This window comes from Rhodococcus sp. NPDC056516, assembly GCF_042794655.1.
Taxonomy (GTDB): Bacteria; Actinomycetota; Actinomycetes; order Mycobacteriales; family Mycobacteriaceae; genus Rhodococcus_F.
This window is the reverse complement of the sequence record NZ_JBHTTG010000001.1, coordinates 456,145-481,261: the sequence shown is the minus strand read 5'-3', so window position 1 is coordinate 481,261 and position 25,117 is coordinate 456,145. Positions and strand designations below refer to the sequence as shown.

34 protein-coding genes are annotated in these 25,117 nt (G+C 61.7%); 17 read left to right on the top strand and 17 right to left on the bottom strand.

Annotation, left to right across the window (positions count from 1 at the left end):
• Window positions 1-71: 71 nt before the first annotated feature.
• Complete coding sequence (locus ACFQ6Y_RS02260) at window positions 72-1,235, bottom strand: alpha/beta hydrolase family protein (protein WP_378531072.1); 1,164 nt, start codon at window positions 1,233-1,235, stop codon at window positions 72-74.
• A gap of 172 nt (window positions 1,236-1,407) precedes the next feature.
• Here ACFQ6Y_RS02260 and ACFQ6Y_RS02255 point away from each other — a divergent pair, with 172 nt between their 5' ends.
• Window positions 1,408-1,848, top strand: coding sequence for a VOC family protein (locus tag ACFQ6Y_RS02255; protein WP_378628467.1), 441 nt, complete (start codon window positions 1,408-1,410; stop codon window positions 1,846-1,848).
• Window positions 1,849-1,869: 21 nt separating this feature from the next.
• Here ACFQ6Y_RS02255 and ACFQ6Y_RS02250 read toward each other — a convergent pair whose 3' ends face one another.
• Together ACFQ6Y_RS02250 and ACFQ6Y_RS02245 are read right to left on the bottom strand one after the other, a co-directional pair.
• The gene (locus ACFQ6Y_RS02250) at window positions 1,870-2,469 is read right to left on the bottom strand and encodes a TetR/AcrR family transcriptional regulator (protein ID WP_378531068.1); all 600 of its coding nucleotides are present in this window, start codon (window positions 2,467-2,469) and stop codon (window positions 1,870-1,872) included.
• 58 nt (window positions 2,470-2,527) lie between these two features.
• Window positions 2,528-3,961, bottom strand: a complete 1,434-nt coding sequence (locus ACFQ6Y_RS02245) for an FUSC family protein (RefSeq protein ID WP_378628464.1) — start codon at window positions 3,959-3,961, stop codon at window positions 2,528-2,530.
• Window positions 3,962-4,019: 58 nt separating this feature from the next.
• Here ACFQ6Y_RS02245 and ACFQ6Y_RS02240 point away from each other — a divergent pair, with 58 nt between their 5' ends.
• Complete coding sequence (locus ACFQ6Y_RS02240; RefSeq protein WP_378628462.1) at window positions 4,020-4,535, top strand: MarR family winged helix-turn-helix transcriptional regulator; 516 nt, start codon at window positions 4,020-4,022, stop codon at window positions 4,533-4,535.
• Between the two features lies 1 nt (window position 4,536).
• On the opposite strand, the gene ACFQ6Y_RS02235 is transcribed toward ACFQ6Y_RS02240, so the two are convergent.
• Window positions 4,537-4,941, bottom strand: a complete 405-nt coding sequence (locus tag ACFQ6Y_RS02235) for a PaaI family thioesterase (protein ID WP_069145498.1) — start codon at window positions 4,939-4,941, stop codon at window positions 4,537-4,539.
• Between the two features lie 120 nt (window positions 4,942-5,061).
• Here ACFQ6Y_RS02235 and ACFQ6Y_RS02230 point away from each other — a divergent pair, with 120 nt between their 5' ends.
• Window positions 5,062-5,502: a winged helix-turn-helix transcriptional regulator gene (locus ACFQ6Y_RS02230; RefSeq protein WP_378628459.1), complete on the top strand. Its 441-nt coding sequence runs from the start codon at window positions 5,062-5,064 to the stop codon at window positions 5,500-5,502.
• Window positions 5,503-5,504: 2 nt separating this feature from the next.
• Here ACFQ6Y_RS02230 and ACFQ6Y_RS02225 read toward each other — a convergent pair whose 3' ends face one another.
• The 4 genes from ACFQ6Y_RS02225 to ACFQ6Y_RS02210 all read right to left on the bottom strand — a co-directional run bounded on the left by ACFQ6Y_RS02225 (window position 5,505) and on the right by ACFQ6Y_RS02210 (window position 7,631).
• Window positions 5,505-5,960 carry a PPOX class F420-dependent oxidoreductase gene (locus tag ACFQ6Y_RS02225; protein ID WP_030536493.1) on the bottom strand — a complete coding sequence of 152 codons (456 nt, stop codon included), beginning with the start codon at window positions 5,958-5,960 and terminating at the stop codon, window positions 5,505-5,507.
• A gap of 33 nt (window positions 5,961-5,993) precedes the next feature.
• A complete protein-coding gene (locus ACFQ6Y_RS02220) occupies window positions 5,994-6,518 on the bottom strand; it encodes a hypothetical protein (protein WP_378628457.1) in 525 nt (174 codons plus the stop codon).
• A 70-nt stretch (window positions 6,519-6,588) separates the two neighbouring features.
• Window positions 6,589-7,404 (bottom strand): DUF72 domain-containing protein, encoded by an 816-nt coding sequence (locus ACFQ6Y_RS02215; RefSeq protein ID WP_378628454.1) that lies wholly within the window; start codon window positions 7,402-7,404, stop codon window positions 6,589-6,591.
• A gap of 44 nt (window positions 7,405-7,448) precedes the next feature.
• Window positions 7,449-7,631 (bottom strand): hypothetical protein, encoded by a 183-nt coding sequence (locus ACFQ6Y_RS02210; RefSeq protein ID WP_095972013.1) that lies wholly within the window; start codon window positions 7,629-7,631, stop codon window positions 7,449-7,451.
• Window positions 7,632-7,712: 81 nt separating this feature from the next.
• Between ACFQ6Y_RS02210 and ACFQ6Y_RS02205 the strand changes: the two genes are divergently transcribed.
• The 5 genes from ACFQ6Y_RS02205 to ACFQ6Y_RS02185 all read left to right on the top strand — a co-directional run bounded on the left by ACFQ6Y_RS02205 (window position 7,713) and on the right by ACFQ6Y_RS02185 (window position 11,537).
• Window positions 7,713-8,033, top strand: coding sequence for a GYD domain-containing protein (locus tag ACFQ6Y_RS02205; RefSeq protein WP_007729728.1), 321 nt, complete (start codon window positions 7,713-7,715; stop codon window positions 8,031-8,033).
• 44 nt (window positions 8,034-8,077) lie between these two features.
• Complete coding sequence (locus ACFQ6Y_RS02200) at window positions 8,078-8,926, top strand: LLM class F420-dependent oxidoreductase (RefSeq protein WP_378628452.1); 849 nt, start codon at window positions 8,078-8,080, stop codon at window positions 8,924-8,926.
• A gap of 74 nt (window positions 8,927-9,000) precedes the next feature.
• Window positions 9,001-9,750 carry an SDR family oxidoreductase gene (locus ACFQ6Y_RS02195; RefSeq protein ID WP_378628450.1) on the top strand — a complete coding sequence of 250 codons (750 nt, stop codon included), beginning with the start codon at window positions 9,001-9,003 and terminating at the stop codon, window positions 9,748-9,750.
• Between the two features lie 61 nt (window positions 9,751-9,811).
• Window positions 9,812-10,276: an RrF2 family transcriptional regulator gene (locus ACFQ6Y_RS02190; RefSeq protein WP_378447348.1), complete on the top strand. Its 465-nt coding sequence runs from the start codon at window positions 9,812-9,814 to the stop codon at window positions 10,274-10,276.
• 118 nt (window positions 10,277-10,394) lie between these two features.
• The gene (locus tag ACFQ6Y_RS02185; protein WP_378531053.1) at window positions 10,395-11,537 is read left to right on the top strand and encodes a diguanylate cyclase; all 1,143 of its coding nucleotides are present in this window, start codon (window positions 10,395-10,397) and stop codon (window positions 11,535-11,537) included.
• 27 nt (window positions 11,538-11,564) lie between these two features.
• Here ACFQ6Y_RS02185 and ACFQ6Y_RS02180 read toward each other — a convergent pair whose 3' ends face one another.
• Window positions 11,565-12,449 (bottom strand): helix-turn-helix domain-containing protein, encoded by an 885-nt coding sequence (locus ACFQ6Y_RS02180; protein WP_378628448.1) that lies wholly within the window; start codon window positions 12,447-12,449, stop codon window positions 11,565-11,567.
• A 136-nt stretch (window positions 12,450-12,585) separates the two neighbouring features.
• On the opposite strand from ACFQ6Y_RS02180, the gene ACFQ6Y_RS02175 reads away from it, so the two are divergent.
• The 4 genes from ACFQ6Y_RS02175 to ACFQ6Y_RS02160 are packed head-to-tail and all read left to right on the top strand — an operon-like array spanning window position 12,586 to window position 15,925.
• Complete coding sequence (locus ACFQ6Y_RS02175) at window positions 12,586-13,623, top strand: zinc-dependent alcohol dehydrogenase family protein (RefSeq protein WP_378628446.1); 1,038 nt, start codon at window positions 12,586-12,588, stop codon at window positions 13,621-13,623.
• Window positions 13,624-13,648: 25 nt separating this feature from the next.
• Window positions 13,649-15,121, top strand: coding sequence for an MFS transporter (locus ACFQ6Y_RS02170; RefSeq protein ID WP_378628444.1), 1,473 nt, complete (start codon window positions 13,649-13,651; stop codon window positions 15,119-15,121).
• A complete protein-coding gene (locus ACFQ6Y_RS02165; protein ID WP_378628442.1) occupies window positions 15,096-15,482 on the top strand; it encodes a DUF2255 family protein in 387 nt (128 codons plus the stop codon). The genes ACFQ6Y_RS02170 and ACFQ6Y_RS02165 overlap by 26 nt, the downstream gene beginning before the upstream one ends.
• A 29-nt stretch (window positions 15,483-15,511) precedes the next feature.
• Window positions 15,512-15,925, top strand: coding sequence for a cupin domain-containing protein (locus tag ACFQ6Y_RS02160; protein WP_378628440.1), 414 nt, complete (start codon window positions 15,512-15,514; stop codon window positions 15,923-15,925).
• Between the two features lie 13 nt (window positions 15,926-15,938).
• Here the strand turns inward: ACFQ6Y_RS02160 and lexA are convergent, their stop codons facing one another.
• On the bottom strand, window positions 15,939-16,628 hold the full coding sequence (gene lexA, locus ACFQ6Y_RS02155; RefSeq protein ID WP_317552332.1) for a transcriptional repressor LexA: 690 nt from the start codon (window positions 16,626-16,628) through the stop codon (window positions 15,939-15,941).
• A gap of 77 nt (window positions 16,629-16,705) precedes the next feature.
• On the opposite strand from lexA, the gene ACFQ6Y_RS02150 reads away from it, so the two are divergent.
• A complete protein-coding gene (locus tag ACFQ6Y_RS02150; protein ID WP_378628434.1) occupies window positions 16,706-17,176 on the top strand; it encodes a hypothetical protein in 471 nt (156 codons plus the stop codon).
• Window positions 17,177-17,261: 85 nt separating this feature from the next.
• Here ACFQ6Y_RS02150 and ACFQ6Y_RS02145 read toward each other — a convergent pair whose 3' ends face one another.
• Window positions 17,262-18,761 (bottom strand): flavin-containing monooxygenase, encoded by a 1,500-nt coding sequence (locus tag ACFQ6Y_RS02145; protein ID WP_378628432.1) that lies wholly within the window; start codon window positions 18,759-18,761, stop codon window positions 17,262-17,264.
• A 238-nt stretch (window positions 18,762-18,999) separates the two neighbouring features.
• Between ACFQ6Y_RS02145 and ACFQ6Y_RS02140 the strand changes: the two genes are divergently transcribed.
• On the top strand, window positions 19,000-19,146 hold the full coding sequence (locus ACFQ6Y_RS02140; RefSeq protein ID WP_378628429.1) for a hypothetical protein: 147 nt from the start codon (window positions 19,000-19,002) through the stop codon (window positions 19,144-19,146).
• 5 nt (window positions 19,147-19,151) lie between these two features.
• Here the strand turns inward: ACFQ6Y_RS02140 and ACFQ6Y_RS02135 are convergent, their stop codons facing one another.
• A complete protein-coding gene (locus ACFQ6Y_RS02135) occupies window positions 19,152-19,808 on the bottom strand; it encodes an alpha-ketoglutarate-dependent dioxygenase AlkB family protein (protein ID WP_378628427.1) in 657 nt (218 codons plus the stop codon).
• A 94-nt stretch (window positions 19,809-19,902) separates the two neighbouring features.
• On the opposite strand from ACFQ6Y_RS02135, the gene ACFQ6Y_RS02130 reads away from it, so the two are divergent.
• From ACFQ6Y_RS02130 to ACFQ6Y_RS02120, 3 genes are read left to right on the top strand one after another with little or no spacing between them, the layout of a single operon-like run.
• Window positions 19,903-20,247 carry a helix-turn-helix transcriptional regulator gene (locus ACFQ6Y_RS02130; RefSeq protein ID WP_003939956.1) on the top strand — a complete coding sequence of 115 codons (345 nt, stop codon included), beginning with the start codon at window positions 19,903-19,905 and terminating at the stop codon, window positions 20,245-20,247.
• A 2-nt stretch (window positions 20,248-20,249) separates the two neighbouring features.
• Entirely contained in the window at window positions 20,250-20,732 is a 483-nt protein-coding gene (locus ACFQ6Y_RS02125) for an SRPBCC family protein (protein ID WP_003940319.1), read from the top strand.
• 40 nt (window positions 20,733-20,772) lie between these two features.
• Complete coding sequence (locus ACFQ6Y_RS02120) at window positions 20,773-21,201, top strand: VOC family protein (RefSeq protein ID WP_007729747.1); 429 nt, start codon at window positions 20,773-20,775, stop codon at window positions 21,199-21,201.
• On the opposite strand, the gene ACFQ6Y_RS02115 is transcribed toward ACFQ6Y_RS02120, so the two are convergent.
• From ACFQ6Y_RS02115 to ACFQ6Y_RS02095, 5 genes are read right to left on the bottom strand one after another with little or no spacing between them, the layout of a single operon-like run.
• On the bottom strand, window positions 21,164-21,457 hold the full coding sequence (locus tag ACFQ6Y_RS02115; protein WP_007729748.1) for an Ada metal-binding domain-containing protein: 294 nt from the start codon (window positions 21,455-21,457) through the stop codon (window positions 21,164-21,166). The genes ACFQ6Y_RS02120 and ACFQ6Y_RS02115 overlap by 38 nt on opposite strands.
• Window positions 21,447-22,166 (bottom strand): 2OG-Fe(II) oxygenase, encoded by a 720-nt coding sequence (locus tag ACFQ6Y_RS02110; RefSeq protein ID WP_054188460.1) that lies wholly within the window; start codon window positions 22,164-22,166, stop codon window positions 21,447-21,449. Before ACFQ6Y_RS02110 ends, ACFQ6Y_RS02115 begins: the two co-directional genes overlap by 11 nt.
• A 21-nt stretch (window positions 22,167-22,187) precedes the next feature.
• On the bottom strand, window positions 22,188-23,207 hold the full coding sequence (locus ACFQ6Y_RS02105; protein ID WP_054188461.1) for an ABC transporter substrate-binding protein: 1,020 nt from the start codon (window positions 23,205-23,207) through the stop codon (window positions 22,188-22,190).
• On the bottom strand, window positions 23,204-24,580 hold the full coding sequence (locus ACFQ6Y_RS02100) for an MFS transporter (RefSeq protein ID WP_054188462.1): 1,377 nt from the start codon (window positions 24,578-24,580) through the stop codon (window positions 23,204-23,206). The genes ACFQ6Y_RS02105 and ACFQ6Y_RS02100 overlap by 4 nt, the downstream gene beginning before the upstream one ends.
• Before the next feature lie 46 nt (window positions 24,581-24,626).
• Entirely contained in the window at window positions 24,627-25,046 is a 420-nt protein-coding gene (locus ACFQ6Y_RS02095) for a MerR family transcriptional regulator (protein WP_003940592.1), read from the bottom strand.
• Between the last annotated feature and the right edge of the window lie 71 nt (window positions 25,047-25,117).

Genomic DNA, 25,117 nt, shown 5'->3' with positions numbered 1-25,117 from the left:
TAAAGCACCTGGGGGTCGGTGCCCCACTCCCGCCACAGCCACCCCTCGGACGGTCCGGATTCTCGGCAGGCCTAACGGAACAGGTTCGCGACAAACGGAATCGTGTCGGCCTGCGATTCGACCAAAGCACCGCTGTGATCGGTGTTGTAGGTCTTGAAGGTGACCGGTTCACCGTTGGCGACCAACGCTGCCACCAGCGAAAGTGCCGACGGTGCAGGAACATCCACGTCAAGTAGACCCTGGCCGATGAAGATGGGGCGGTCGTATCCGCTCGTCGGCACACCCATGTAATCGTTCAACAGACCCTGGAAGTTCGGGATCTGACTGAGCGGGCGGGAGAAGATGTCACCGAGCACCAGATCCTTGGATGCCTCGTCCAAGTCTGCGGCGCAGAGCTTTTCGGCCGAGTCGACCTTTTCCCTGCCCAGTTCGTTGAGGTACGAGTTCAGGTCGATCTCGGGGTGCGCTTCGCGCAGGCCCGCGAGGATGTAGAGCGCGTACGAGGTCAAGCCGCCGCCGAGGGCGATGGGCGGGAAGCCCGGACCTGCAGGCAGGAGCGTCAACTCGATGTTGGCCGGCACGCCGGTACCCACACCGCCGCGATAGTCGAGAGAATCCCCACCGTATTCGGTGGCGTAGCGCGCCGTCGTGATGGCCGCACCGCCGCCCTGCGACTGCCCGACCACTGCCCACCGATTCGAGATGGTGGGGTCGATCACCCGAGCCGCCTTGACCGAGTCGACGACGCTGTGCGCCTCCACCTTTCCGTCGAGATACGGCATCAGTCCCGGTGTTCCCAGACCGACGTAGTCGGTGGCGACTACGGCGTAGCCCTCGGAGAGCCAACGCCCCAGGTAGGGGTAGTCACGCTCGGGCAGGCCTGGACCGACCAGCGAAGGGGCACAGGAATCGTCGAGTCCCGTGGTGCCGTGCGCCCACGCGATGACGGGCCACCCGCCTTCTGGTGCCGGACCGGCCGGGACGTAGTAGGCGCCACTGCTCAGCGCGGGCCCGCCGTTGGAACCGATGGTCCAGTAGGTGAATCGCTTGGCGTCGGCGGTACCCGGAATCCACAGATCTTTCGGTAGCGGCTCACTCGACACCAGAGTGCCCGTGGCTTGCGACGCGCTCGGTGCCTGTGCGGACGCGATGGGCGCAGCAACGGCGGAGCCGATCGTTGCAGCACAGAGGGCTGCGATGGATATGCGTGCGAACGACTTCGACTGGAATTTCACGTCTGACGACTCCGGTTCGTGCGATGGGCGACCTCGTTGGACGCTATCGTAGATTTTGTTTAACCGATCGGTCAAGCAAAATTTTGCAGTTTGACCATAAAGACATGTCGAAATCCCGACCGTGACTCCGACCTAGCATCGAACCGGCACCAAAAAGTAGGAGGATGGATCCATGGCCCACGTACAGCGCTTCGACCACATCGGCATCACCGTCGCGGACCTCGAATCAGCGACGGCGTTCTTCGTCGGACTTGGCCTCGAACTGGAGGGCACCGGATCCGTGGAGGGTGAGTTCGTCGAAACCGTCTGCGGTATCCCTGGAGCCAAGTGTGAAATTGCAATGCTGCGCCCGCCGGGCGAAGGGTCACGGCTGGAACTCTCGTCCTTCGTCACGCCCGACCACACACCCGGATCGCCTGCTCCGATGGCCAACGAGATCGGGCTGCGCAACGTGTCTTTCGAGGTGGGCGACCTCCAGGCGGCGGTCGACGCGGTGGCTGCAGACGGGTACGGGCTCATCGGCGGGATCGGTGAGTACGAGAACAGCGTGCGCATGGCTTACGTCCGGGGGCCTGAAGGGATCATCGTGTCCCTGTTCGAGCAGATCGCCTGAAGAGTCACGGCAATCGGACCGTCAGATCGCCTTCCACGAGCTGGCCAGAGCGCCCATCGCGGCCGCGAATTCGGCGAACGCCGCGTCGATTCTGACGCGGTCACCGGTGGTCACCAGATCGAGTGTCAGCCCGCGAATCTGCGCCAACACGATCGTCGCGTAGCGATCAGCGCGATCGGGCGGACATCCATGTGCGAGCGCAGCATCTGCCAAACCACCCAACCAGTCCCCCACTACGTGTTCGAGAAACTCGCGATACCGCTCCGGATGCAACAACGCCTGTCCGTAGATCTCGAACATCAAGCGAAAGTTCGGCAACGATTCCGCTGATGTGCGCCCATTCCAGTAACTCGTCAACATCTCGACGATGTCGGTCCCGGAAGAGATGTCGAGAGAAGAGCTGTCTCGCAGGGTGGCGACTACTTCGGTGAGCAGTTGTTCCTTCGAACCGAAATGATGGATGAGTGTCGCATGACTGATCCCCAGATCCTTGGCCAACGGCCTCATGGACAGTTCACCGACGCCGTTCGCCGTGACATACGCGGTCACCTGCTCGAGCAATTCGGCACGGCGATGCTGGTAACGCAGTTTCCGGCCGTCGATCGGCGTGCTGTCCTCCACCTGCAGGAGCCTACGCAGTATCGGAAACACAGCAGTACCGGAAACACAGCAGTACCGGTTACACGGTGACGTGTTGGCGATCCGATCGACTGATCGTCACTGCGGCGACGACAACACCGATCACCACACCGATGAGAGTGTCCGCGACGCGAGCCACTGCCGCTTCGGTCCCGATCGGAGCGCTGAAACCGATGAGGAGCAGTGCCATCGGGGTGACGGCCAGTGATGTCAGTGCATAGTTCTTGATCACGAGCAGCTCCGCAGCGGTTTGCAGAATCACGACCACGGCTACCGCTTGCCAGTAGCCGAGCGTCAATGCGATGAAAGCAGCAGCGACGACGGCGCCACCGACATTTCCCACCAACCGCTGAATCCCACGCTGGACGGTCTGCTTGTAGTTCAGCCCCTGCATCGCTGCGATGGCACCCATCGACGCCCAGAGTGGATGCTCCAACCCGGCTCCCGCCGCGAGCCAACCGGCCAGAGCCGACGCTGCCACGATGCGGAGAGCGTTCATCCGCACCGGGCGCGAATACAGCCGATTCAATCCTTCGAGAAAATAGCCTTCGGGTGTGGCCAGGGTCTGTGCCGGTGCGAGGTCGTGTTCGATCATGCTGGAACGCTTGAGCTTCCGAAGCTCCTTCTCGTGCCGAGCGATGCTGCGAATCAGGGTGGCGTCGGCGTGCAACTGCCACTCCTGAACTGCCGCTTCTGCTTCGTCGAGCACTGCGACCAGTTCGCGGCCGTGATCGACGGTCGACTTGATCCGGCCACTCGACGCGATGACCAAGCGCGCGTTGGCAATTGATGCGAGTGCTGGGTCCACTCCGTCTTTGCCGGACTGTTCGAGGCGCCCGACGGCAGAGACGGCACGAGCCACTGCCAGGCGAGCAGGCCCCATCGGCAACACGAGTGCCGGAAGCATCGCGGCTATCCACCCGACCAGAACTCCGAGCGCACCGACAGTCACCAACCTCGCCAAATCATCGAAGCTGGAGGCATATCCGGCTGCACCGGTCGCTGCGAAGACGAGGATGACGGGCCCCGGCCCGGTGATCCGGAAGCCCGACATGAAGCAATACGACGCACCGGCAAGCAACGACAGGATGCCGATCTGCACCCATATCGGAACGCCCGCGACACCCATGGCGCCGCCGAAGGCAATCGAAACCACCAGTGCAGCGCCCACCATTGCCAGCTTGCCGGCCAACCGTGGATACGGCTCGTACCTGCCGAAAGCGGCACACAGCGCACCCAAGGCCGCGAAGCCGGCCAATTCCCGATGCCCGAGCAGTCCGCCGACCACGAGGACTACGGCGGTGGCGAGTCCGACCCTGATCGCTGGGGCGATGGTCGCGTCCGCGGATCCGATACGAAAAGCCGCTCGCCACGTCGCCCCGGAGACGGTATGTGCAATGGCCTCACTCGAATGAGTGAGACGGCTGGGCGTCCTGGCTGCGGTTTCGGTTCGGGTCACCCACCCAGCATACATTTATTTCACTAGTAAATTACTTGTGAAGTAATGTGAAATCTGTCGCTAAGATGGGGCCATGGGCGCGGCGAACAGATCCGAAGACGACTTCATCGACAAAGTCCGTCGCGAATGGAAGCGCGCCTACCCCGAGTTCGACACTGCTCCCGTCGAGGTGATGGGCCGGATCGCCCGCATCAACGCGCAGTCTCTCCACCAGCTCGACCGGGCGCTGGCATCGAGCGGAGTCTCTCGAGCCGAATTCGACGTGATGAGCGCACTCGCTCGCAGCGACTGTCCCCTGCGAGCGAGCGAGGTCACCGCCGTCACGATGGTCAGCGGCGCCGCCACCACAAAACACGCCGACCGCCTGGCCAAACTGGGCTTTGTCGAGCGTCAGCGTTTCGAACACGACGGGCGGGTGGTTCTGCTTCAACTCACCGATGCCGGTCGCGAACTAGTCGAGGCAGAGTTTCCCCGACGAGTCGAGCGAGACCGTCAGGTTCTGACCGGACTCGACGAGAGCGAACGAGCCCAACTGACGGCACTGCTCAAACGAATCTCACTCAACATCGACTCAGGCATCTGGGACTGACCTACTTCGGCAGCGGTACGTTCTGCAAACGCACCTGACCGCGTGCCACCTCTTTGCCCGATTCCGGATCGGTGATGACCACCGACCACAACTGCTGAACCCGTCCTTGTTGAATCGGGAGAGCTACGACGTCCACGCGCCCACCCGTGCGGGCGCGCAGGAAATCCGTTCCGTTGTGCACTCCGACGGCAAATTCGCCACGGTCCGCCACTGCGGTACTCGCCCCGATGCTCGCGGCCGACTCGACGGCAGTCGTGTAAACGCCGCCGTGGACAACGCCCCACGGAGTGTGGTGCGCCTCGGACAGATCGATGTGCCCGACAACCTTGGTGCCGGAGACCTCGTCCAGTTGCAATCCGGCGGCACTGACAAATCCGCTTGCTGCCTCGAGATTCAATTCCGTCATGTCGACCCCTCATCTGCTCGGTTGGATTTCTCGACTCACCTTCCGCCCCGAAATACGTGCCGTCAAGTGCTAAGTTGGATTTCCCAACTAACGTCTTCAGCCAATAAGGACACAGACACGATGGCAGCAAAAGGACGTAACTGCTCCATCGCCAACGCCTTGGAGGTCGTCGGCGAGAAGTGGTCACTTCTGGTGCTCAGAGAAATCGTTCTCGGGCAACGACGGTTCGACGAGATCGCCGCGGGCACGGGAGCCAGCCGCGACATCCTCGCCGCGCGTCTGCGCACCCTTGTCGACGCCGACGTCCTCGCAAAGCGTCGGTACGAAGAACATCCGCCGCGCTACGAATACGTCGCCACCGAATCAGGGAAGGCGCTCTACCCGATCCTGATGGCACTCATGGAATGGGGAGACACCTTTGCGACGACGGGTCCGCCGCCAACCGTCGTCGAGCATCGTTGCGGTGAAATCATGCACGCCCAAGTTGTGTGCGCACACTGCAAAGAGCCGCTGGCCGCCAGAGACGCGCACGTAGTCGAACTCTCGCCACCTGCTCGATAGCGTCAACGTCCGGGTGGAAACCCGCCGGTTGCGATCGGACCCCACGAGTCGACGGTGACACGGATCAGGCTCTTGCCCTGCTTGCGCATGGCTTCGCGGTACTCGTCCCAGTCAGGATGATCACCGGCGATAGATCGGTAGTAGTCGACCAACGGTTCCACCGAATCCGGGAGATCGATCAACTCCGCGGTTCCGTTCACCTGGACGTAGGGACCGTTCCACTCGTCAGAGTGGATACATAGAGACACCGCCGGCGTCCGTCGAACATTCGCCGCTTTGGCCCGTTCCGGGTACGTGGAGATGACGATCCGACCCTCGTCGTCGACACCACACGTCACCGGCGAGATCTGCAGCTCGCCCGATTTCTTCACCGTCACGAAGGTGGCCCGATGGCGCGGCCTGACGAATTCGAGGAGTTCTGCAAACGACACACGATCTGCGCTGGCGATCTTGGACATGGCCTCAGCCTAATTCGATTTACGAGCTGACGCCTAGGGCATCTCGATGGTCTGAGCACGTGCGATCTCGCCGATTGCACGAATGATGTAGGCGCTCTGAGCTTTCTTCACTCCTGTGGACAAGCTCCCGATGACCAGGACCGCCGAACGCAGGTACGCGCCGTGCCCGATGCGGAAAGAATCGTCTTCCAGATCCGAGATCCCGAGCGCCCCGGTGTAGACCGCGGCCAGTGCCTGCACGTCCAGATCCGGCAGCCACACGATCGTGGACTTGGCGCAAGTAGTCAGCGCATCCTGCACGTCCTCACTGGACAAGCCGTCCGGATGCGTGTCCTCGAGCAATTCGCGCACGATCGCCGCGTGAACGGAGCTGACCTGCTCGAAGGAGAGCCCGCGCAGTTCTTCGACGGCGGCGAGCAATCCGTCACGATTTGCCGCCCGGACCGCGACCAGTGCGTCGGCCGTGGCATCGGCGATGTCACGGGCCACGTTCGGCCAAGCCGCCGGCCAGCCCTGTTCTGGCATCCACTGTTCGGGCGTCCGCTGTTCGGGCATCATCGTGGTGTCTCCTCGGTCTTCGCGTTCACGCGGAAGCCTGCCACAGCCCACCGACAGGCCAGACGATCCGTCAATGCAGCCGCCCCAACAAGGACATTGCGTTATGCGGCGCAAAGCCTTTCATGTCGTTGTCGAAGTAGACGTACACGTCGAGGCCCTCGTCCGCCCAGGCCTGAAATCGCTTGGACCACTTGTCCAGAGCTTCGTCGGTGTACCCACTCGCATACAACTCCTTGTCTCCGTGCATCCGCACGTAGACGAAGTCGGTAGTCGGAGTGGTGATGCGGGGGTACCTACCGGCGGTGTCTGCCACGACAAAACCGATGGAGTGCTCGCGCATCAGGTCCACGGCTTCGTCGGTCTCGAAGCTGGCGTGCCGCGCCTCCACCGCGTAACGGATTGGTACATCCTTCTCCGTCTGTGCGAATACTCTCTCGTCGGTCAGCTTGTCGTCGTGCTGCGCTGCCAGATCAGCAGCAGCCTGGGTGGTACGGGGAAGACCGTCGAAGAAATCCGCCAACCGCCGCGGTTCGAACTGCAGCGTCGGAGGTAGTTGCCACAGAATCGGCCCGAGCTTGGGGCCGAGGGCGAGTGTTCCGGCGGCAAAGAAGTTGGCGAGTCCGTCACGGGCGTCGAGCAGCCGTTTCATGTGCGTGATGTACCGGCCGCCCTTGATGGCAAACACAAAATCTTCGGGAGTTTCACGGCGCCATCTGGTGTAGCTTTCCGGCTTCTGCAGCGCATAGAACGAGCCGTTGATCTCGATCGACGTCAATCTCTCTGCGGCGTAAGACAATTCTTTGCGGTGAGCAAGACCTTTCGGATAGAAATCTCCGCGCCACGCGGGATACGTCCACCCGGAGATACCTACCCGAATATCCGCCATCGCTTCAGACTAAGCGGCACTCCAGTGTTTTACACTCCGTGTTTTCAAACTCCGGCACTGAGCGCGACGGATACCGGTACGACGGTCAGGCACACCACCGCGGCGACGAACAATGCGATCACGAGGCGACGGTCCCATTTTCCGCGTGCACCGCTGGCAGCCAGCATGAAGATCACAAAACCTACACACACGGACACGATAGTCACGATCACCGGAGTTCCAACCATGCCGTGATTGTCCCCTACCCATTGCCACCGAGCGCCCTACGGGTACACGATCGAAGTACCCATCCCGAGCAAGGAGTGGAAATGCCGAAATACCTCTGGCAAGTGACCTACTCGCCCTCCGGCGCCGCCGGCCTACAGCAGGAGGGAGGCACTGCGCGACGCGACGCGATAACCCGAATGGTCGAAAGCATCGGCGGCACAGTCGAATCCTGCCACTTCGCACTGGGCGGTCACGACATGTTCGTGATCGGCAACCTGCCGGACGACGTCGCGGCCGCCGCATTGAGCATTCGTACAGCTGCGGCAGGTGCAGCACGCTCGGAGTCGATCACACTGCTCACGCCGGAGCAGATCGACGAGGCAGTCAAGCGACCGACCGACTACCGCGCGCCGGGCAAATGACGTCGGAAGGAATAGATCCCGGCAGCGCCCGAGTTGCACCCGCTGTGACGGAGACTACGCAAACACCCGACCTTGGCACCTACGGAATCTGGCGAGGAGCGGCTGGTTTGCCGCCCGAACTGGGAACAGCGATCGAGAAACTCGGTTTCGGCACCATCTGGATCGGCGGCTCACCGCGGGCCGATCTACGGATCGCCGAGAAACTCCTCGATGCGACCGAGCGCATCACCGTGGCAACCGGAATCGTCAACATCTGGTCCTCACCTGCGGCTGAGGTGGCGGAGTCCTATCACCGACTCGAAGCCGCACATCCGGGGCGATTCCTCCTCGGCGTAGGCGTCGGCCATCCGGAGGCGACCGGTGACTACACCAAGCCGTACGCCTCGCTGGTGTCTTACCTCGACGAACTCGACGCAGCCCAGGTCCCGGAATCTCGCCGTGTCCTCGCCGCACTGGGACCGAAGGTGTTGAAACTGTCCGCCGATCGCGCCGCCGGCGCGCATCCGTACCTGACCACCCCCGAACACACGGCCGAAGCTCGTGAAATCCTCGGACCCTCGAAGATTCTTGCTCCTGAGCACAAGGTTGTTCTGGAAACCGATCCGGAGAAGGCCAGAGCAATCGGACGTCCCGCCGTCGCCAACCCCTATCTGTATTTGCGCAACTACACGAGCAATCTCGAGCGCCTCGGTTTTGCACCCGAAGAGTTGGCCAACGAGGGAAACGATCGCGTGATCGATGCCCTCGTTGCACGCGGTACCGCGAAGTCCATCGCCGATCGACTTCGCGAGCATGTCGCGGCGGGTGCCGATCACGTTGCGATCCAAGCACTTCCTGCCGAGGGTGATCCGCTCGCGACCTACGAAGCACTGGCCGCCGAACTCTTCGGCTGACCGGACAACCCTTGACTTGGATAAGTTATGTCCGAGTATACTTGGACATGACTTATCCGAGTAAAGGAGAAATCATGAAGATCGTCATTTTCGGGAGCGGGCTCATCGGAAGCCAGGTCGCCGCCAAGCTCACTGACGCCGGGCACGACGTGAAGGCACTCGGTCGTGCCGACGGGATCGACATCACCACCGGCACAGGTATCGCCGAAGCCGTCGAGGGCGCCGACGTCGTGGTGGACCTGACCAATTCCCCGTCCTGGTCGGACGAAGACGTCTTGGCCTTCTTCCGTGACGGAACCGGCCACATCCTCGCCGCCGAAGAGAAGGCCGGCGTCGGGCACCACGTCATTCTGTCCATCGTGGGTGCCGATCGACTGCCCGATTCGGGGTACATGCGAGCCAAGGTCGCCCAGGAAGACCTGGTCAAAGCGGGCCCGATCCCCTACACGATCGTCCGCTCGACCCAGTTCTTCGAGTTCGTCGCCGGAATCGCCGACGCGGGAACCACCGACGGCGCTGTCCACGCAACGCCGGGACATCTGCAACCCATCGCGTCTCGAGACGTCGTTTCTCACGTCGCCGAGGTAGTGACCGCCGCGCCGCAAAACGGCACGGTCGAGATTGCCGGGCCCGAACCGCTGGGCATCGACGAACTGGTCCGGCGCCTGTTCCTCGTCACCGGCGACAAGCGTTCGGTGATCTCCGATCCCGAGGCCGGCTACTTCGGCGCGAAACTCGACAACTCGGCACTCACCCCGACACCCGGTGCAGATGCATGGATTGCGCCGACAACATACGACGCGTGGCTTGCCGAGAAGGCCTGACGTACACCCTCGACCGATGTCCGACCCGCACCGCTTTCCGCGGCGTCGATAGAGTCCAATCATGAAGCTTTCCGGAGGCGTGGAGTGGTCACTCCACTGCTGTGTGGTTCTCAGCCAGGCCGAGGGGCCGGTACCCACAGCCAGACTCGCCGAACTTCACGGGGTGTCGAAGACATACCTGGCGAAGCATCTGCGAGCGCTCGCGCACGCCGGTCTGGTCAATCCGACCGAGGGCCGAGACGGTGGGTACGTTCTCACCCGGGCTCCCGAGAGCATCACGGTTCTCGACGTCGTACAGGCGGTTGACGGCACCGAACCTGCGTTCCGGTGCACGGAGATTCGGCAGCAAGGAATCCTCGCCGCTCCGCCCGAGCAGTGCCGTTCCGCCTGCGGAATAGCCAAAGTCATGGCTGACGCCGAAAAAGCCTGGCGCGCATCACTGTCGGGGGTCACGATTGCCGATCTAGCTGCAACCCTGGACCTTCCGGCCCTCAGAAAGATCTTGACGGAACCGATCTCGCCCTAGAGTCGTCTACGCCTCACGATGCATTAATGCGTCTTTCAACTATCGGGTACCTTGTTCGGGGATCAAATCTTGACGAAGAAACCTCCGGGAATTTTCGCAAGATCTCGGAGGGGGTTTCATGGGAGTCAGTGGCGCTGCGGGGTTGGGGCAGAATATCCGTCAGACAACGGGACTGTTGCGTCGCTGGTGGTCCCTTGCGTACGACGGCGAGTGGTTCCCCAGGTTTCTGGCTGCTCGATCGATGCTGGGGACAGCCAGGGTCGTCGTCACCTTCTGGTGTGCGGTGTTCGTCGCACTCGCCGTACTGGCTCAATTCGTGAAGGGCGGCGCGACCGAAGTCCCTGAACGGCTCGCTGCTGGGACAGCATGTGTGATCGCGCTGTACTGCATGATTCGTTGGTCGTTCGGACGATCCTGGCCGAGCCACCGACAATCCGTTCGATTCATTGCGCTCACCAACATCTGTTTGTCCTTGATCCTGCTCGCCGGAATCCATGCGAGCTTCCTGGCACTGACCGGTGCGGTGCTCTTCGTAGTCGTCGCGAACTATTCGTCGGTGTTTCACAGCCCCCGGATAGTGACTGCGCAGATCGCCGGTGCACTGCTGGTCGTAGCCCTACTGACAATTCGAGCGGTCACCGATCCGGATACCGATTCCTCGCTGTCGGTGTCCACTGGATTGGTCATCGGGTGTGTTATCGCCTCAGCCGCGATGACCGTGCATTTTCTCGTCCTGTATTTGACCGACGATGCACGACACGCTTGGCGAGATCCGCTCACCGCTGCCCTGAATCGGCGTGGGCTGCACAATGTCTGGCACCAGCTGTTCGATGTCGAAGAACTCCGGGGACACGTAGTCCTTGCGATAGTGATCGACGTCGATTCGTTCAAGAGCGTCAACGACAAACTCGGTCACGCAGAAGGCGATCGGATGCTGGTGACCGTGGGTCGACGATTGAACTCGGCCGTCGGAGAGATCGGGTTGGTGGCGCGGACGGGCGGCGACGAGTTCGTGATTCTCATGCCGGTCGAGCCACGTCGTATCGAAAAAACCGTGGTGGACATTCACAACTCGATATCGAAGCCTGCCGGCCGACAGTCGATCTCGGTGAGCGTCGGCGCCAGCGTGTGGCTGTCCTCGACAATCCCGGACGCTTCGGGAACCATCGATCGGATTCTTGCCGATGCCGACAACGCGATGTATCGGGCGAAGCGACGAGGTGGAGACCAGGTAGCCTGGGCGGTAACGCATCTGAGCTGAATCAGCACGTCACATACCGATCAACTTCTAGAGCGACGCTTCGCTGTCGTTCGCCGGATCCAACTGATCCTGGGTAGCCGCCCAACTCGCCAAGAGTTTGAGTGCATCGGCCGTCGGCGTCCCAGGCGCTGCGGTGTAGACCAGCAGTGTCAGCCCGGGGTTGGACCGAAGTTCCATAGCCTCGAAGTTCAGCTCGAGGTCTCCGACAACAGGGTGATGCACCTTCTTGAAACCGGTTCGATGAAAGCGCACATTGTGTTTCGCCCACCGCGTGCGGAATATCTCACTGCGCGTGGCTAATTCACCGATCAGTTCGGTGAGTGCCTTGTCGTGCGGGTTCTTCCCTGCCTCAGATCGGAGCATTGCGGCAATATCATCGGCAGCACGTTCCCAGTCGGTGAAAAATTCCTGCGAAGCCGGGTCGAGGTACACGAAGCGCGCATTGTTGGCCGGACGACGCGGATCGGCCAGTACCGGCGAATACAGTGCCCGGGCCATGCGATTGGCGGCCAACATATCGTGACGGGCGTTGCGGACCCACGCCGGGGCATCGGCAATGGCGTCGAGTATCTGCTGAATGGCCGGACTGACGCCTTTGGGTGCTGATCGGCGCTTCGGCGGAGCTGACGCACTTGCGGTCTTCGCCAGGTCGAACAGGTGGTCCTGCTCAGCCTCGTCGAGTTGAAGTGCTCGGGAGAGACTTTCGAGCACCGAGTCCGACGCTCCGGCCAGATTGCCGCGTTCCATGCGCACGTAGTAGTCGACGCTGACACCAGCCAGCAAGGCAACTTCTTCCCGGCGCAATCCCTTGACTCGACGGTTACCGCCGTACGCCGGAAGCCCCGCTTGCTCGGGAGTGATGCGCGCACGACGGGAGCTGAGGAACTCACGGATCTCGGCTCGGTTGTCCATGCCTATTACGTTACTCGAGTCGTCGGACCGCAGGGAGGTACTGCCGGTACCTGGAACGACAGGAACTCCCGCCAGGATGATTCGGACGGTTCACTGGGTATCGACACAGCGAACCGAACAACCAAGAGGATTCATCATGCGCGCAACCATCATGTACAGCGCCGGAGACGTTCGCGTCGAGAACGTGCCGGATCCAGTACTTCAGCAGCCGACGGACGCGATCGTACGGGTCGTCAGGGCCTGCGTCTGCGGCTCTGACCTGCACCCTTACCACAACATGCCGGCGACGCCCGGCGGTTCCCCGATGGGCCACGAATTCGTCGGAGTGGTCGAAGAGACAGGGCGCGAGGTGTCCACCTTGAAGAAGGGAGACTTCGTCATCGCCCCCTTCGCCTGGTCGGACGGGACGTGCGACTTCTGCCGCGAAGGCTTGCAGTCGTCCTGCCGACACGGCGGATTCTGGGCCGGAAACGGGATCGGAGGCGGGCAGGCGGAAGCCATCCGCGTGCCGTTGGCAGACGGCACCCTGGTCAAAGCGCCCGTGAGTGAGGATTCCGAACTCCTGCCGTCACTGCTGACGCTTTCCGACGTCTTCTGCACCGGCTATCACGCGGCGGTAAAGGGTGGTGTCAACCAACGCACGACAGTCACGGTCATCGGAGACGGAGCAGTGGGCCTGATGGCAGTGCTCTCCGCCAAACGCCTCGGCGCCGAGCGCATCATCCTCATGGGGCGCCACCGGACCCGCACGGACCTCGGCCGCGAGTTCGGGGCAACCGATGTGGTTGCCGAACGTGGCAACGAGGGCATCGAAAAAGTCCGCGAACTGACCGGCGGGGACGGCACTCACGTCGTTCTCGAAGCGGTAGGTCACATGCCTGCCTACCAGCAGTCACTCGGAGTTGTCCGACCGGGCGGCGTCATCAGCCGAGTCGGAATACCCCAATATGAAGAAGCTCCAATCGGATTCGGGACACTCTTCGGGCCCAACATCACTCTCACCGGCGGACCGGCTCCCGTTCGCGCGTACATCGAAGAACTGATGCCCGATGTTCTCGACGGAAAGATCCAGCCGGGCAAGGTTTTTGACCGCACCGTCGGACTGGACGACGTTGCGGAAGGCTACCGAGCCATGGATTCCCGCGAATCACTGAAAGTCCTCGTCCGCCCGTAATCCAGCACCTGCGAAGAAGAAGTGCGTGACTCTCACTGCCGACAACCCGGCCGCCGGTCGAATCAATTCCACCGCGATCCTGGCGATCATTCTGATCAGCTATTTCATGATCCTGCTCGACAATTCGATCATCTTCACCGGTCTACCCAGCATCCACATCAGCATGGGTTACTCAGCGACCGGTCTTTCCTGGGTCCAGGACGCCTACACCCTGGTGTTCGGCGGCCTTCTCCTGCTGGGCGCTCGTCTCGGGGACATCTTCGGTCGTCGTCGCGTATTCGTCTCCGGGCTCGCGATTTTCGCGATTGCGTCGTTTCTCGTCGGCGTCGCACCGAACGGGTGGTGGCTCATCGCGGCACGCGCTCTCCAAGGCGTCGGAGCTGCGGTGGTGGCCCCGGCGTCGCTGTCGCTGTTGACCGCCAGTTTCCCACCCGGCCGGGAGCGAACGCGCGCTGTTGCCTGGTACGGCGCTGCAGCAGGGATAGGCGCCAGCCTCGGACTCGTGATCGGTGGTGCTCTGGCCGACTGGGTGTCATGGCGCGCAGGCTTTTTCATCAACGTTCCGATCGGTATCGCGATGATCGTGCTCGCTCCCAGGTTCATTCCGGAAACCGAGCCGAACACCGGACGTTTCGATGTGACCGGCGCCGTTCTCGCCACACTCGGCATGACCGCACTCGTCTTCGGCACCGTCAACTCGGCCGAAGCGGGGTGGACCTCACCGATCACTGTTTCGACCCTGGCGGCTGGGGCGACACTTCTGATCCTGCTCTTCCTCAACGAAGCGCGTGCGGAACAACCGATCATGCCCCTGAGATTGTTCCGTAGCCGAGAGCGATCCGGTGCCTACGCTGCCCGAATGCTCTATCTGGGTGCCATGATCGGATTTTTCTACTTCACTACTCAGCTGCTCCAAGGTGTTTTGGGCTTCAGCGCGTTCCAAGCCGGCGTCGCCTTCTTCCCGATGACGATCGTCAATTTTGCTGTGGCGATGCTTATTCCGCGACTGACGCCGCGATTCGGCAACTCCGCGCTTCTTTCGGTTGGCATTGCCGTTACTCTCGCCGGCATGGGCTGGCTCAGCCTGGTCCATCCCAACAGCTCGTATCTCACTGCGATTGCGCTTCCGATGATCTTGATCGGCGCCGGGCAGGGGCTGGCATTCGCGCCACTGACCTCCGCCGGTATCTCCGGAGTACAGGCCGAGGATGCAGGTGCCGCATCAGGATTGGTCAACACTGCCCACCAACTGGGCAGCGCTCTCGGGCTCGGCATCCTCGTCGCGGTCTCGGCAGGAGCCGGATCCACTGCCGACGACGCTGCAACCGCACTCAGCGATCACGTATCAACGGCTCTCGCCACAGGAACCGTCCTGCTCGCCGCTTGTCTCGTCATAGTTCTCGCACTGATCGTCCCGGCTACGAGAACGCGAAGTACCACACAGCAATTCGAACCGGAGAAAGGAACCAGAGATGTCGCACTCGTGGACCGAGGCTGAACTGGCCAAGATCGGCAGTGCCGAGGAATTGCAGATCTCCTCGTTCCGCCGCGACCGCACCGCGAGGCCGTACGTCACCATATGGGTTGTTCGGGCCGACAACGAGTTGTACGTGCGCTCGGCATACGGAACCGACAACCCTTGGTTCGTCCGCGCAACGGCAAGCGGAACGGGCCGAATCCGAGCAGGAGGAATTGAACGGGACGTCTCTTTCGAGGCCGCCACAGCGGATGCCCACTCCGTGATCGACTCCGCCTATCACACCAAATACGACCGCTACGGCCCACAGATTGTCGGCTCCGTGACCGGGCCGGAGGCCGCGCCCAACACAATTCGACTTGTTCCGCTGACGCAGAACTGAACTCACCCTTTCGATCCCGAGGAGAACTCATGGAAATCTTGACGCCCCAGCCCACCAGCAAGGCACCCGGCGACTGGTTCACCGGCGACGTCTGGTGGGACGTCATCTACGCCGGCCAGGAGCCGTCGAGGATGCGCGCCAACATGGTTCGCTTTTCACCGTGTGCGCGAACCGACTGGCATTCACATGCCCTCGGACAGACCCTCCACATTGTCTCCGGCACCGCGCTGATTCAAGCTCGCGGCGGCGAGATCATCGAAGCACACCCGGGCGAGACCATCTATACCCCGGCGGGAGAAGAACACTGGCACGGCGCGGCACCAGATCGTTTCATGAGCCACCTCGCACTGTGGGAAGGACCCGGCGACGGTAGCGCCGAAACCACGTGGGGCGACAAAGTCACCGACGAGGAATACAACGGCCTCCGCGCCAACCGTCACTGAGACCGGATACGCCTCAGATACGTCGCATCACGGAAACAACCTTGCCCAAGATGGCCGCTCGGTCGCCGTCGATGACGCTGTATGCGGGATTGCGAGGCTCGAGATACACGTGACCGTCGCGGCGTCGGAGCACCTTCACGGTGGCCTCACCGTCGATCATCGCGGCAACGATCTCACCGGAATGGGCCTCGTCCTGGCGCCGCACCACGACGACGTCACCGTCGCAGATAGCTGCGTCGACCATCGACTCACCACGCACCCGAAGACCGAACACCGTGCCGGAACCGACGAGCTCGCGAGGAAGCGCGAGTACCTCGTCGGTGTGCTCTTCCGCGAGGATCGGCGCGCCGGCGGCAATGTCGCCGACCACTGGAACCGTGACGGTATTCGACGACGACTGTTCCTTCGCGCCCACGAGGAAAGGCCGCACGTCCAACTGCCGAGCCATGGCCGCTCCCCGGCGGAGGAAGCCCTTCTCTTCGAGGCTCTTGAGGTGCTTGGACACCGTCGATGTCGAGCGCAAGCCAACCGCGTCTCCGATCTGCCGCGTGCTCGGCGTGCACCCGTTGGCAGCAACGAGATCCCGGATGGTCATCAGAATCTGTTGCTGGCGGAGCGGCAGGGAGGAGGCGTCGAGGCCACCGAACATGTCGAGATCGTCGTAATCGGTCACGACGAGAATCGTAGTGAGAGGTCCCGACATCTCGGCCAGGCAGGGAGGCCGGAAAAGAAACAGCGGTCACAGTTTGTTTCCCGAGCAGCACATGGCACTCTGAGCTGATGGAGCCTCTCGAACCGATGCGCTCGGTGAGTGTTCCCGCCGACACCCATACGTCGACCCCGATCTGGAAGTCGGCGCCGGTCACTTTGGGAACGATGGGCGTATTTGCCTACGCATTGATGTCCACGAGAACCGGCGTGGTCGAAGTTGCGCTTGGCGCGATGATCGCGATCGCCGGCGCCGCCCTCTACTTCATTTCAGTAATGCGCACGATCAGAGAAAACTCGGGCAGGCGTGTACCGGTACTGGGAACCCCACCCGTGTCCCCCCGTGACGTCGACCTGCTCGCCGGGGCCGGGATGCCGTTGATCATGGGCGGATCGTTGCTGGCCATACGAGCAGCGGAATGGACCCGGCCCTACCTATACCTCGGACTGCTTGCAGTGATCATGGTCGCTGCCTATGTTCTTCCCGTCGTGATGCACAACCGACGACTGCGGAAGCAAACTCACCGATCACCAAGCCCGTGATGCGATCGGGTACGTCGACGCAACATCTCCAGCACATTCGCCGACGTCCCCAGTGGTGCGACCGGTTCGCCTCAGGTGGAGTCGACTATGCGCTGGCGACCTTGCTATCAGGCACGACAGCAATATCGACCTTGCTGAACTGCAGCACACCGTCTTCGATCTCGGCGTCGTGCATCAGCTTGCGGTCGCGGTAGTAATTGTTGACGACTTTCCACGCACCGCGGGCACCCTGACGCGGCATTTCTCCGTCGCCGCGCTGGATGTAGCCCGAGGTCAGCGCTCCGCCCATGAGAGATTCTTCCGCGAAGTCCTCAGGTTCGGCGTGAACCTCGAAAGTCGTGTAGTCGCGCTTACGCATGATCTTGAGTACGCGACACAGATAGGACGCGGCCAGGTCGGCCTTGAGCGTCCAGGATGCGTTGGTGTAACCGAGGATCATCAGGAAGTTCGGGATGTCGGAGTAGAGCACGCTCTTGTAGGCGACCGTCTCGTTGAGCTTGACGGGCTCGCCGTCGATGCTCATGGTCGCCCCGCCCAGGATCTGCACGTTCAAGCCGGTCGCCGTGACGATGATGTCGGCCTCGAGTTCGAGACCCGACTCGGTCACGATGCCATTCTCGGTGAACTTGGCGATACGATCCGTGACGATGTCGGCTTTGCCGCTCTTGAGCACCTTGAACAGGTCTCCGTTGGGAACCACGCACAGACGCTGATCCCACGGGTTGTAGCTGGGGGTGAAGTGACGCAGGTCCACGTTCTTGCCGAGTTGCAAGCGGATCTGGGTGAGGAACAGCTTCTTCGCCAGCTTCGGGTTTGTACGTGAGAGCTGAAAGCTGGCGCGTTGCAGTGCGATATTGCGGGCTCGACCGATCTTGTAAGCGATCTGGTCGGGAACGCGTGCGAGCTTGAGACCTTTCGCAACAGGGTCCTCGGACGGCAGCGCCTGGATCCACGTGGGCGAGCGCTGCAGCATGGTGACGTGGCCGGCAGTGGGGGCCATCGACGGGATCAGCGTGATCGCGGTGGCACCGGACCCGATGACCACGACCTTCTTGCCGGTGTAATCGAGATCCTCGGGCCAGTGCTGTGGGTGCACGATCTGACCGCGGAAGTCGTCCTCACCGGGGAAGGCGGGGCGGTAGCCCTTGTCGTAATTGTAGTAACCGCAGGCGCCGACGAGGACATTCGCGGTCCACGTCTCGGTCTCTCCGGTGGCCTCGATCAGGACGGTCACGGTCCACTGAGCAGTCGCGCGATCGAAGTCCATTGCCACGACCTTGCGGCCGAAGTTGATGTGGTCGGTGATGCCGTATTCCTTGGCAGTTTCCTCGACGTAGTCCCGGATGCTGGAGCCGTCGGCGAGCACTTTGGTGCCGATCCACGGACGGAAACCGAATCCGAAGGTGAGCATGTCGGAGTCCGAACGGATGCCCGGGTACTTGAACAGGTCCCAGGTGCCACCGATGTTTTCCCGGCGCTCGAGGATCGCGTAAGTGCTTCCCGTCTGCTCCCGAATGAGGTGACAAGCCGCGCCGATTCCGGACAAGCCAGCGCCGATGATCAGTACGTCGACATGCTGTGGCATGGAGGAAACTCGTTTCGTAGGTCGTCGCGAAGCTACATCTGGCGTCGGCGGTGGCCGAGAACGGTCGGCTGTTTCAGGCCGGGTTCCCTACGGTCAGCGCCAGTAACCAGAGTATGTGCGACTTACGGTAACAGTCAATATCTCGACCCGACTCGATATCGACGTCGGACACGAGGCCTAGCAGAATGTCCACCCACAAATAGCTGACGGAGTGGAGTAGGAAGTCGATAATGAGGGCATGAACGAGATACAACCCCGCAACCTCGAACGAGAGCGCTGGCGCACTCTGCCAACTCCGCCGTCGACCGAGTTGGTCGAGATGGTCGGGGACGGACCTTCCAGCGCAGACTTCGACCCTGCTGAACCAGTGACACAACAGGGGTGAGACAGTCAGGACATTCCAGTATCTCGCAACGTGATGTTCAGCCTCCCCGATGGCAGACCGATGCCCGGAAGAGAACTTCCTGCAATAACTTTCGGCACACCGTGATACGCGAACCTCGACTCTCCGCCGAACACGAAGAGATCACCCGAGTGCAATTCGACGTCGGTGTACGGCTTGTTCCGGTTCTCGGAATTCCCGAACCGAAAGACACAACTCTGCCCGACACTCAGTGAGACGACAGGAGCGTCGCAGCGCTCGTCCTTGTCCTGGTGCATGCCCATCCGAGCGCCCTCGTCGTAGAAGTTGATCAGCGCGGTGTCCGGCGTGTACCGCTCCCCCGCAGTCGGATCATCATAGGCAGCGGCAACTGCGGCCCGGCCGAGTTCGGCGAGCCAGTCAGGCACCGCTGCGGCAGGCGCACCGTTCACGTCGTCGGCGGTGCGCGTGTACTTGTACGGCTGCCAATGCCAACCGAGACAGACTGTTTGCACCGACATCTTGTGCCCACCAGGGACAACAGCGGAGCGCATCGGTACGGGTGCGGTCGCCCACCGTCGGCACTCGGCCACCAAGAAGCGTTGCTGTTCGACGCTGAGCCAATCCGGAACGAGGATCGCCCCCGGCGCCACTTCCAATCGTGGCCGAGGAATCAGAGCGTTCATGGTTTCCACGCTAATCGGTTTCGAAGCATTGACACCCTCGGCATGGGCTCGTACCGTAATCAACAGGTTGGTTGATAAAGGAGATGGTTGACAAGTGATCGTGGATCCAGGGGCAGACGAGCGTCTCGACAAAGCGTTCATGGCGCTTGCCGACCCGGTACGACGGCGGATCATCGCCCGCCTGAGCACCGGCCCCCAAACGGTCAACGAGTTGGCCGAGCCGTTCGAGATCACGAAACAGGCCATCTCCAAACATATTCAGGTACTCGAAGCCGCGGGTTTGGTCACTCGCAGCCGCGAAGCCCAGAGGCGGCCGGTACATCTCAACGCCGCAACTCTCGAGGCTTTGACCGCCTGGATCGACCGCTATCGACTGATCCACGAACAACAGTTCCGCAAGCTCGATCACCTACTCAGCACCACACAGAAGGAGACTTAGCCATGGCTACCACCAATCCCGTCACCATCACGGCTCCTGAGGGCGTGCCGTACATCGACATCACCCGCGAATTCGACGCACCCGTCAGTGCCGTCTTCGCAGCTCATTCGAATCCCGATCTGGTCAAGCAGTGGCTCGGCCCCAACGGATACGAGATGGAGATCGACGAATACGAGTTCGTGAGCGGCGGTCGATACAAGTACGTCCATCGCAACCCCGAGGGCGAAGAGTTCCGGTTCAACGGTGTATTTCACGTCGTTCGCGAGAACGACTTTGCCATCCAGACCTTCGAATACGAGGGATTTCCCGACGTCGTCAGCATCGAATCGATCACGTTCGAGGATCTGGGCAACGGACGCACCCGCCTCTCCGGCCATTCCGTATATCCGAGCCTCGAAGCGCGAGACGGAATGATCGAGAGCAATATGGAGCTCGGCGTCACCGAAGGTTACGAACGCCTGGACAAGATCGTCGCGCAACTCTGACCACCTGTTTGCCCGAACCTCCTCAGCGAAAGGCAGTTTCATGGACTGGACCCTCGAAGTAGTCATCGTTCCCGTCAGTGACCTCGACCGCTCCATCGAGTTCTACCGTGACAAGGTCGGTTTCGATCTCGACCACCACACCGTCAACGAACACATGACGGTCGCCCAGCTCACTCCGCGTGGTTCGGGCTGCTCGATCGTCATCGGGAACCTGCCGTCGCAGACCGAGATGACCCCTGGTTCGTTGAAGGGATTGCAGTTGGTCGTGGCCGACGCTGCAGCGGCTCGCCAAGAGCTCATCGGCCGCGGCGTCGATGCCAGTGAGGTCACCGTCTTCGACGAGCGTGACGGGGGCACCTTCTTCGGATTCGCCGACCCGGACGGCAATACCTGGGCTGTCCAGCAGCTGAAGGTCCGCGGCGACAAGCCGCTCATTCCGAAGGAGTACCGCGACCGCTTCGGCGCGTAGCAACTGCCTTCCAGGCTGCGTAACCTTCGGGCATGCAGACGGCACAGGGGCGATAGCCGGCCGCAATCGCGGTCGGCTCGTCCGCGAAGAACACCCGACTGGCGACATACCCGCCACGCGCGATTGCCTGCGCGGCCCCTCGACAGTCGAGTCGCCCGTAGATCTTCGTTTTCCGGTGCCCGCCAAGCACACCGGGCGTCGAACTCTCGTAGGGTTTGTTGCGAGCGTCGCGGAGAATGTACGTCTTACTCGGCATCGTGAAGCACCAATCCCAATGTTCTACGCGTACCCGAGTGCACCACGCTGACACCATGTCGCACAGGGGCTCTCGACCACCCACGAGAACTCTGCACCGGTCGATCCCGCGTGGTGAAGATCAAAGCGTGACCTTGCCCGAGAACTGTCACCGTCCCTTTCGACTGGGCGCGCGGCCGCTGTTCCACGAGCAAGAACTCGCCGCCGACGTGGTCGATGCGAGGTCTGTCGAGCCCGATCACGACTTGCAAGGGAAACACCAACTCTCCGTACAAGTCCCGATGCAATGCATTCCAGTCACCAGGTCCGTAGGACAGAAGGATCGGGGTAGGGCGATTCTGACCGGCGTCGTGACACTGATCGATCCATTCTTCGAAAGAATCCGGCCACGGTGCACCCTCGCCCAGCTTGAACGCCCACTCCCGCGCCACGGGCAGGAGGTGTCGGTAGAAGGCGGATCGCATAGCCGTGATCGGCTCCGGTACGGGATCACCGAAGTATCGGTACTCCCCTTGGCCGAAACGGTATCGAGCCATGTCGACGGTGCTCCGGAACCGGTCGACCTCCGAGTACCAGGAAGCAATTTCGCGACATTCCGACTCGTCGAGTATCGGCGCCGTCTGGGCACACCCACTGGAGTCGATTCCCTCGATCAGCGCAGGCCAATCGAGGGATTCAACACGAGCAGACAGAGCGGTGAAGAGGTCCATACGTCGTAGACGACGCGGCGGTCAGGAATGTGAGAATGCCAGCAGCTGGTCAGCCAGATCGTTGTACGTACGGGCGATCCCGGCATAACTGAGCACGGGTTCCGGATTCCAGGTCCCGATCTTCCCCGCCTTCACCGCGGGCAAGTTGGACCACGCAGGATTGGTTCCGAGCGTATCCAGTTGCAAACTGGACGGGCGATCGTCGAGGAAGATCATGTCGGCCGGATAGTGGTCCGCCATCTCCCAAGCCAGTTTCTCGACGTAGACCGACGATCCCGCGGCCGGATCGACGACGGCAAGGCCCAATCCCGCCAGATCTGCAAGGATCGGGAAGCCCGAACGACTGACACGAATCGTGTCCGGATCTGCGGACGCGAACAAAACCTGTGAATTATTCAGCGAAGAAGCAACTTCGGAGATCCGTGCACGCGCAGCGTCGTAGTCTTTTCGCTGAGCCTCCATATCCTGGTCCGCCCCGAGTTCCACGGCCAGTTCCACGATCTCTTGCACGGCTCGGTCGATGGTTCCTGCTGCCGTTTCCACGAACAGTACTGTCGACAAGCCTTTCACCGCATCCAAGTTCGCCTCGTCGAGTAGTGCCGAACCACGCAGCTGAGGGACTATGACGACGTCCGGCTCCAGCGCAGCGATCTTCTCGAGTTCCACTTGTCCCCAGAGCTGCCCGACCATCTCGGTCTTCGAGAAATCCAAATTGCCGGAGATGCTGGTGTCCGTTGATCCCGGCGATCGTGTAAGTGCCCCGAAAACTCCGACAGGCACCAGTCCGTAATCCCACAGAGCACCCGCGATACCGGTGTAGGTGACAAATCTCCTTGGTGGTGAATCCAATTCGATCAGATTGCCGCGATCATCGGTGAAGGACCAGCCTGCATCGCCTTCGCCCCCGGCGTCTGCGTCCGAACGCGAGCAACCGGCCGCTGCCAGCGCAGCAGCCAATCCTGCTGCAGCGCCGAGGAACCTGCGGCGATTCCAGTCCATCTCGATACGCCGGTGCGGTCGTGGAGTGAACAGCGTGGTCATGTGTGTGCCCTTTCGGCGATTGGTTGAACTGTTGCAGGAGTTGACGAACGAGAAAAGAGAAGGATCGACACCAAACCCGTGAGCATTCCGACGCCGGCACAGAAGACCAACGGCCACAGCAAGGCGAACTCGTCCGGACCGACGAAGAGCGAGCCGCACAACGCGATTCCGACGGCAAGCCCGAATTGACGCGACGAGTTGGCTGTTGCCGAAGCCGTCCCGGCGCGCTCTGCCGGGGCGTCCGACATCGCGGCACCCGGCAGCACCGGCGACACCATCGCCGAACCGACACCGGTCAGAATCAGCCCGGCGATCAGTGCGGGCCAGACCGGCTCGGTGAGAACGTACAGCATGGCCACGCAACCGATTCCGCAAAGGATCGTCCCGAATCCGATCGACAGTCGAAGGTCGACTCGCTGAAGCCGTGATCCACACAAGGCCGATACGAAGACAAAAGCGAGCGGTTGAATCGAGAGCACGAGTGCGGCCGCCGATGCCGACAGTTCCAGCCCGTTCTGCAGCCACAGTGAAAGGACTACGAGCGGGCCGTAGGCCGCGAGGTAGTACCCGAAAGCAGCGACGAGGACGCCGTCGAATTTCAGGGATCGGAACAATGCCGGATCGAGCATCGGACTGCTGCCTCGACGCTGCCAGAACACAAACGCCGTCAGCGCACCGATTGCGATCAGGAAGGCAAGAGCTGTCGACGACGAAGCCCACCCGATGTCGCCGCCCCACGTCACGCCGAGAACCGCGGCAACGGCAGCGAGGGTGAACAAAACGATTCCGGCCCAGTCGATGTTGTCGTCGCCGCGCTCACTGTCGGCGAAACAGAACACACCCATTGCGAGCGCCACTGCGGCCATGGGGATTCCGAAATAGAAGACCGCACGCCAGTCGAAGAACTGCGTCAGCAGCCCTCCTGCAACATTGCCGATTCCCGCCGCCAATCCAGCGACGGCACCCCACGCGGCAAAAGCCACGTGCCGATCGCGGCCCGAATATGCGTCGCCGAGCAGAGGCAAGAGTGTCGCGAACATCGCCGCACCGGCAATTCCTTGCGCGCCGCGAGCAACGACCAGAACCGTGACGTCCGGAGCAATCGCGCACACGGCCGTTGCAACCAGGAACACGACCAGTCCGCAGATGTAGAGGCGTTTGCGTCCCCACGCATCGCCGAGTGCGCCCATGCCCACAAGAAGCGCAGCAAGGGCCAGTGTGTAGGCGTCGACGACCCATGACATCGCGCCCGTACTGCCGTCCAAACCCACTGCGATGGCCGGCACCGCGATCGTTGTGATCGTGGCGTACGTCAGTAACAGGAAAGTTCCGATGCATGCGGCGATGAGCGGCAGCCATCGTCGTGCCGACATGGTCAACCTCCGGGTAGGACGGTAAGTGCGCCCTAACTATGAAGGTTCAAGTCAACTTGAAGTCAAGCGCCGCTTCGACACGAATGTCGAGCTGCTCGAGCAACCACGGGCACTGCATCGGACGCTCTTGCCGACACGTCAGGTGATGCTCGAGTATCAGTTTCGCTCGGTTGGCTGCGGAGATCTGTGCCTCGAGCGTCGACACTTGATCTGCGAGAACTGTGAAGAACTGCTCGGACGTGGTGTCGGTTTCGATGAAGGACCGCACCTGCTCCAAGGACATTCCCGTCTCGGTGTACATCCGGATCAATGCCAGCCGTCGCAGCTCACGCTGCCCGTACCAGCGTTTGCCGCCAGTTCGCGACCGCGCGGACAGCAGTCCTTCGTCCTCGTAATACCGCAAGGTCGACGCCGCGATTCCGAACGATTTTGCAACCTCGCCGATCGGGATCAAGTGCTCACGCATTCACCGATCGTAGGCTGAACGCGTAGGCGGTTCCGGCAGTTATGTGTGACTTGGCATACTGACTAACGGAA

Bases quoted from the DNA above. Each gene is read 5' to 3' on its own strand.
- ACFQ6Y_RS02255 (WP_378628467.1), top strand. From the start codon at position 1,408: ATGGCCCACGTACAGCGCTTCGACCACATCGGCATCACCGTCGCGGAC.
- ACFQ6Y_RS02245 (WP_378628464.1), bottom strand. From the start codon at position 3,961: ATGTATGCTGGGTGGGTGACCCGAACCGAAACCGCAGCCAGGACGCCC.
- ACFQ6Y_RS02240 (WP_378628462.1), top strand. From the start codon at position 4,020: ATGGGCGCGGCGAACAGATCCGAAGACGACTTCATCGACAAAGTCCGT.
- ACFQ6Y_RS02235 (WP_069145498.1), bottom strand. From the start codon at position 4,941: ATGACGGAATTGAATCTCGAGGCAGCAAGCGGATTTGTCAGTGCCGCC.
- ACFQ6Y_RS02230 (WP_378628459.1), top strand. From the start codon at position 5,062: ATGGCAGCAAAAGGACGTAACTGCTCCATCGCCAACGCCTTGGAGGTC.
- ACFQ6Y_RS02225 (WP_030536493.1), bottom strand. From the start codon at position 5,960: ATGTCCAAGATCGCCAGCGCAGATCGTGTGTCGTTTGCAGAACTCCTC.
- ACFQ6Y_RS02220 (WP_378628457.1), bottom strand. From the start codon at position 6,518: ATGATGCCCGAACAGCGGACGCCCGAACAGTGGATGCCAGAACAGGGC.
- ACFQ6Y_RS02215 (WP_378628454.1), bottom strand. From the start codon at position 7,404: ATGGCGGATATTCGGGTAGGTATCTCCGGGTGGACGTATCCCGCGTGG.
- ACFQ6Y_RS02210 (WP_095972013.1), bottom strand. From the start codon at position 7,631: ATGGTTGGAACTCCGGTGATCGTGACTATCGTGTCCGTGTGTGTAGGT.
- ACFQ6Y_RS02205 (WP_007729728.1), top strand. From the start codon at position 7,713: ATGCCGAAATACCTCTGGCAAGTGACCTACTCGCCCTCCGGCGCCGCC.
- ACFQ6Y_RS02195 (WP_378628450.1), top strand. From the start codon at position 9,001: ATGAAGATCGTCATTTTCGGGAGCGGGCTCATCGGAAGCCAGGTCGCC.
- ACFQ6Y_RS02190 (WP_378447348.1), top strand. From the start codon at position 9,812: ATGAAGCTTTCCGGAGGCGTGGAGTGGTCACTCCACTGCTGTGTGGTT.
- ACFQ6Y_RS02185 (WP_378531053.1), top strand. From the start codon at position 10,395: ATGGGAGTCAGTGGCGCTGCGGGGTTGGGGCAGAATATCCGTCAGACA.
- ACFQ6Y_RS02180 (WP_378628448.1), bottom strand. From the start codon at position 12,449: ATGGACAACCGAGCCGAGATCCGTGAGTTCCTCAGCTCCCGTCGTGCG.
- ACFQ6Y_RS02175 (WP_378628446.1), top strand. From the start codon at position 12,586: ATGCGCGCAACCATCATGTACAGCGCCGGAGACGTTCGCGTCGAGAAC.
- ACFQ6Y_RS02165 (WP_378628442.1), top strand. From the start codon at position 15,096: ATGTCGCACTCGTGGACCGAGGCTGAACTGGCCAAGATCGGCAGTGCC.
- ACFQ6Y_RS02160 (WP_378628440.1), top strand. From the start codon at position 15,512: ATGGAAATCTTGACGCCCCAGCCCACCAGCAAGGCACCCGGCGACTGG.
- lexA (WP_317552332.1), bottom strand. From the start codon at position 16,628: ATGTCGGGACCTCTCACTACGATTCTCGTCGTGACCGATTACGACGAT.
- ACFQ6Y_RS02150 (WP_378628434.1), top strand. From the start codon at position 16,706: ATGGAGCCTCTCGAACCGATGCGCTCGGTGAGTGTTCCCGCCGACACC.
- ACFQ6Y_RS02145 (WP_378628432.1), bottom strand. From the start codon at position 18,761: ATGCCACAGCATGTCGACGTACTGATCATCGGCGCTGGCTTGTCCGGA.
- ACFQ6Y_RS02140 (WP_378628429.1), top strand. From the start codon at position 19,000: ATGAACGAGATACAACCCCGCAACCTCGAACGAGAGCGCTGGCGCACT.
- ACFQ6Y_RS02135 (WP_378628427.1), bottom strand. From the start codon at position 19,808: ATGAACGCTCTGATTCCTCGGCCACGATTGGAAGTGGCGCCGGGGGCG.
- ACFQ6Y_RS02125 (WP_003940319.1), top strand. From the start codon at position 20,250: ATGGCTACCACCAATCCCGTCACCATCACGGCTCCTGAGGGCGTGCCG.
- ACFQ6Y_RS02120 (WP_007729747.1), top strand. From the start codon at position 20,773: ATGGACTGGACCCTCGAAGTAGTCATCGTTCCCGTCAGTGACCTCGAC.
- ACFQ6Y_RS02115 (WP_007729748.1), bottom strand. From the start codon at position 21,457: ATGCCGAGTAAGACGTACATTCTCCGCGACGCTCGCAACAAACCCTAC.
- ACFQ6Y_RS02110 (WP_054188460.1), bottom strand. From the start codon at position 22,166: ATGGACCTCTTCACCGCTCTGTCTGCTCGTGTTGAATCCCTCGATTGG.
- ACFQ6Y_RS02105 (WP_054188461.1), bottom strand. From the start codon at position 23,207: ATGACCACGCTGTTCACTCCACGACCGCACCGGCGTATCGAGATGGAC.
- ACFQ6Y_RS02100 (WP_054188462.1), bottom strand. From the start codon at position 24,580: ATGTCGGCACGACGATGGCTGCCGCTCATCGCCGCATGCATCGGAACT.
- ACFQ6Y_RS02095 (WP_003940592.1), bottom strand. From the start codon at position 25,046: ATGCGTGAGCACTTGATCCCGATCGGCGAGGTTGCAAAATCGTTCGGA.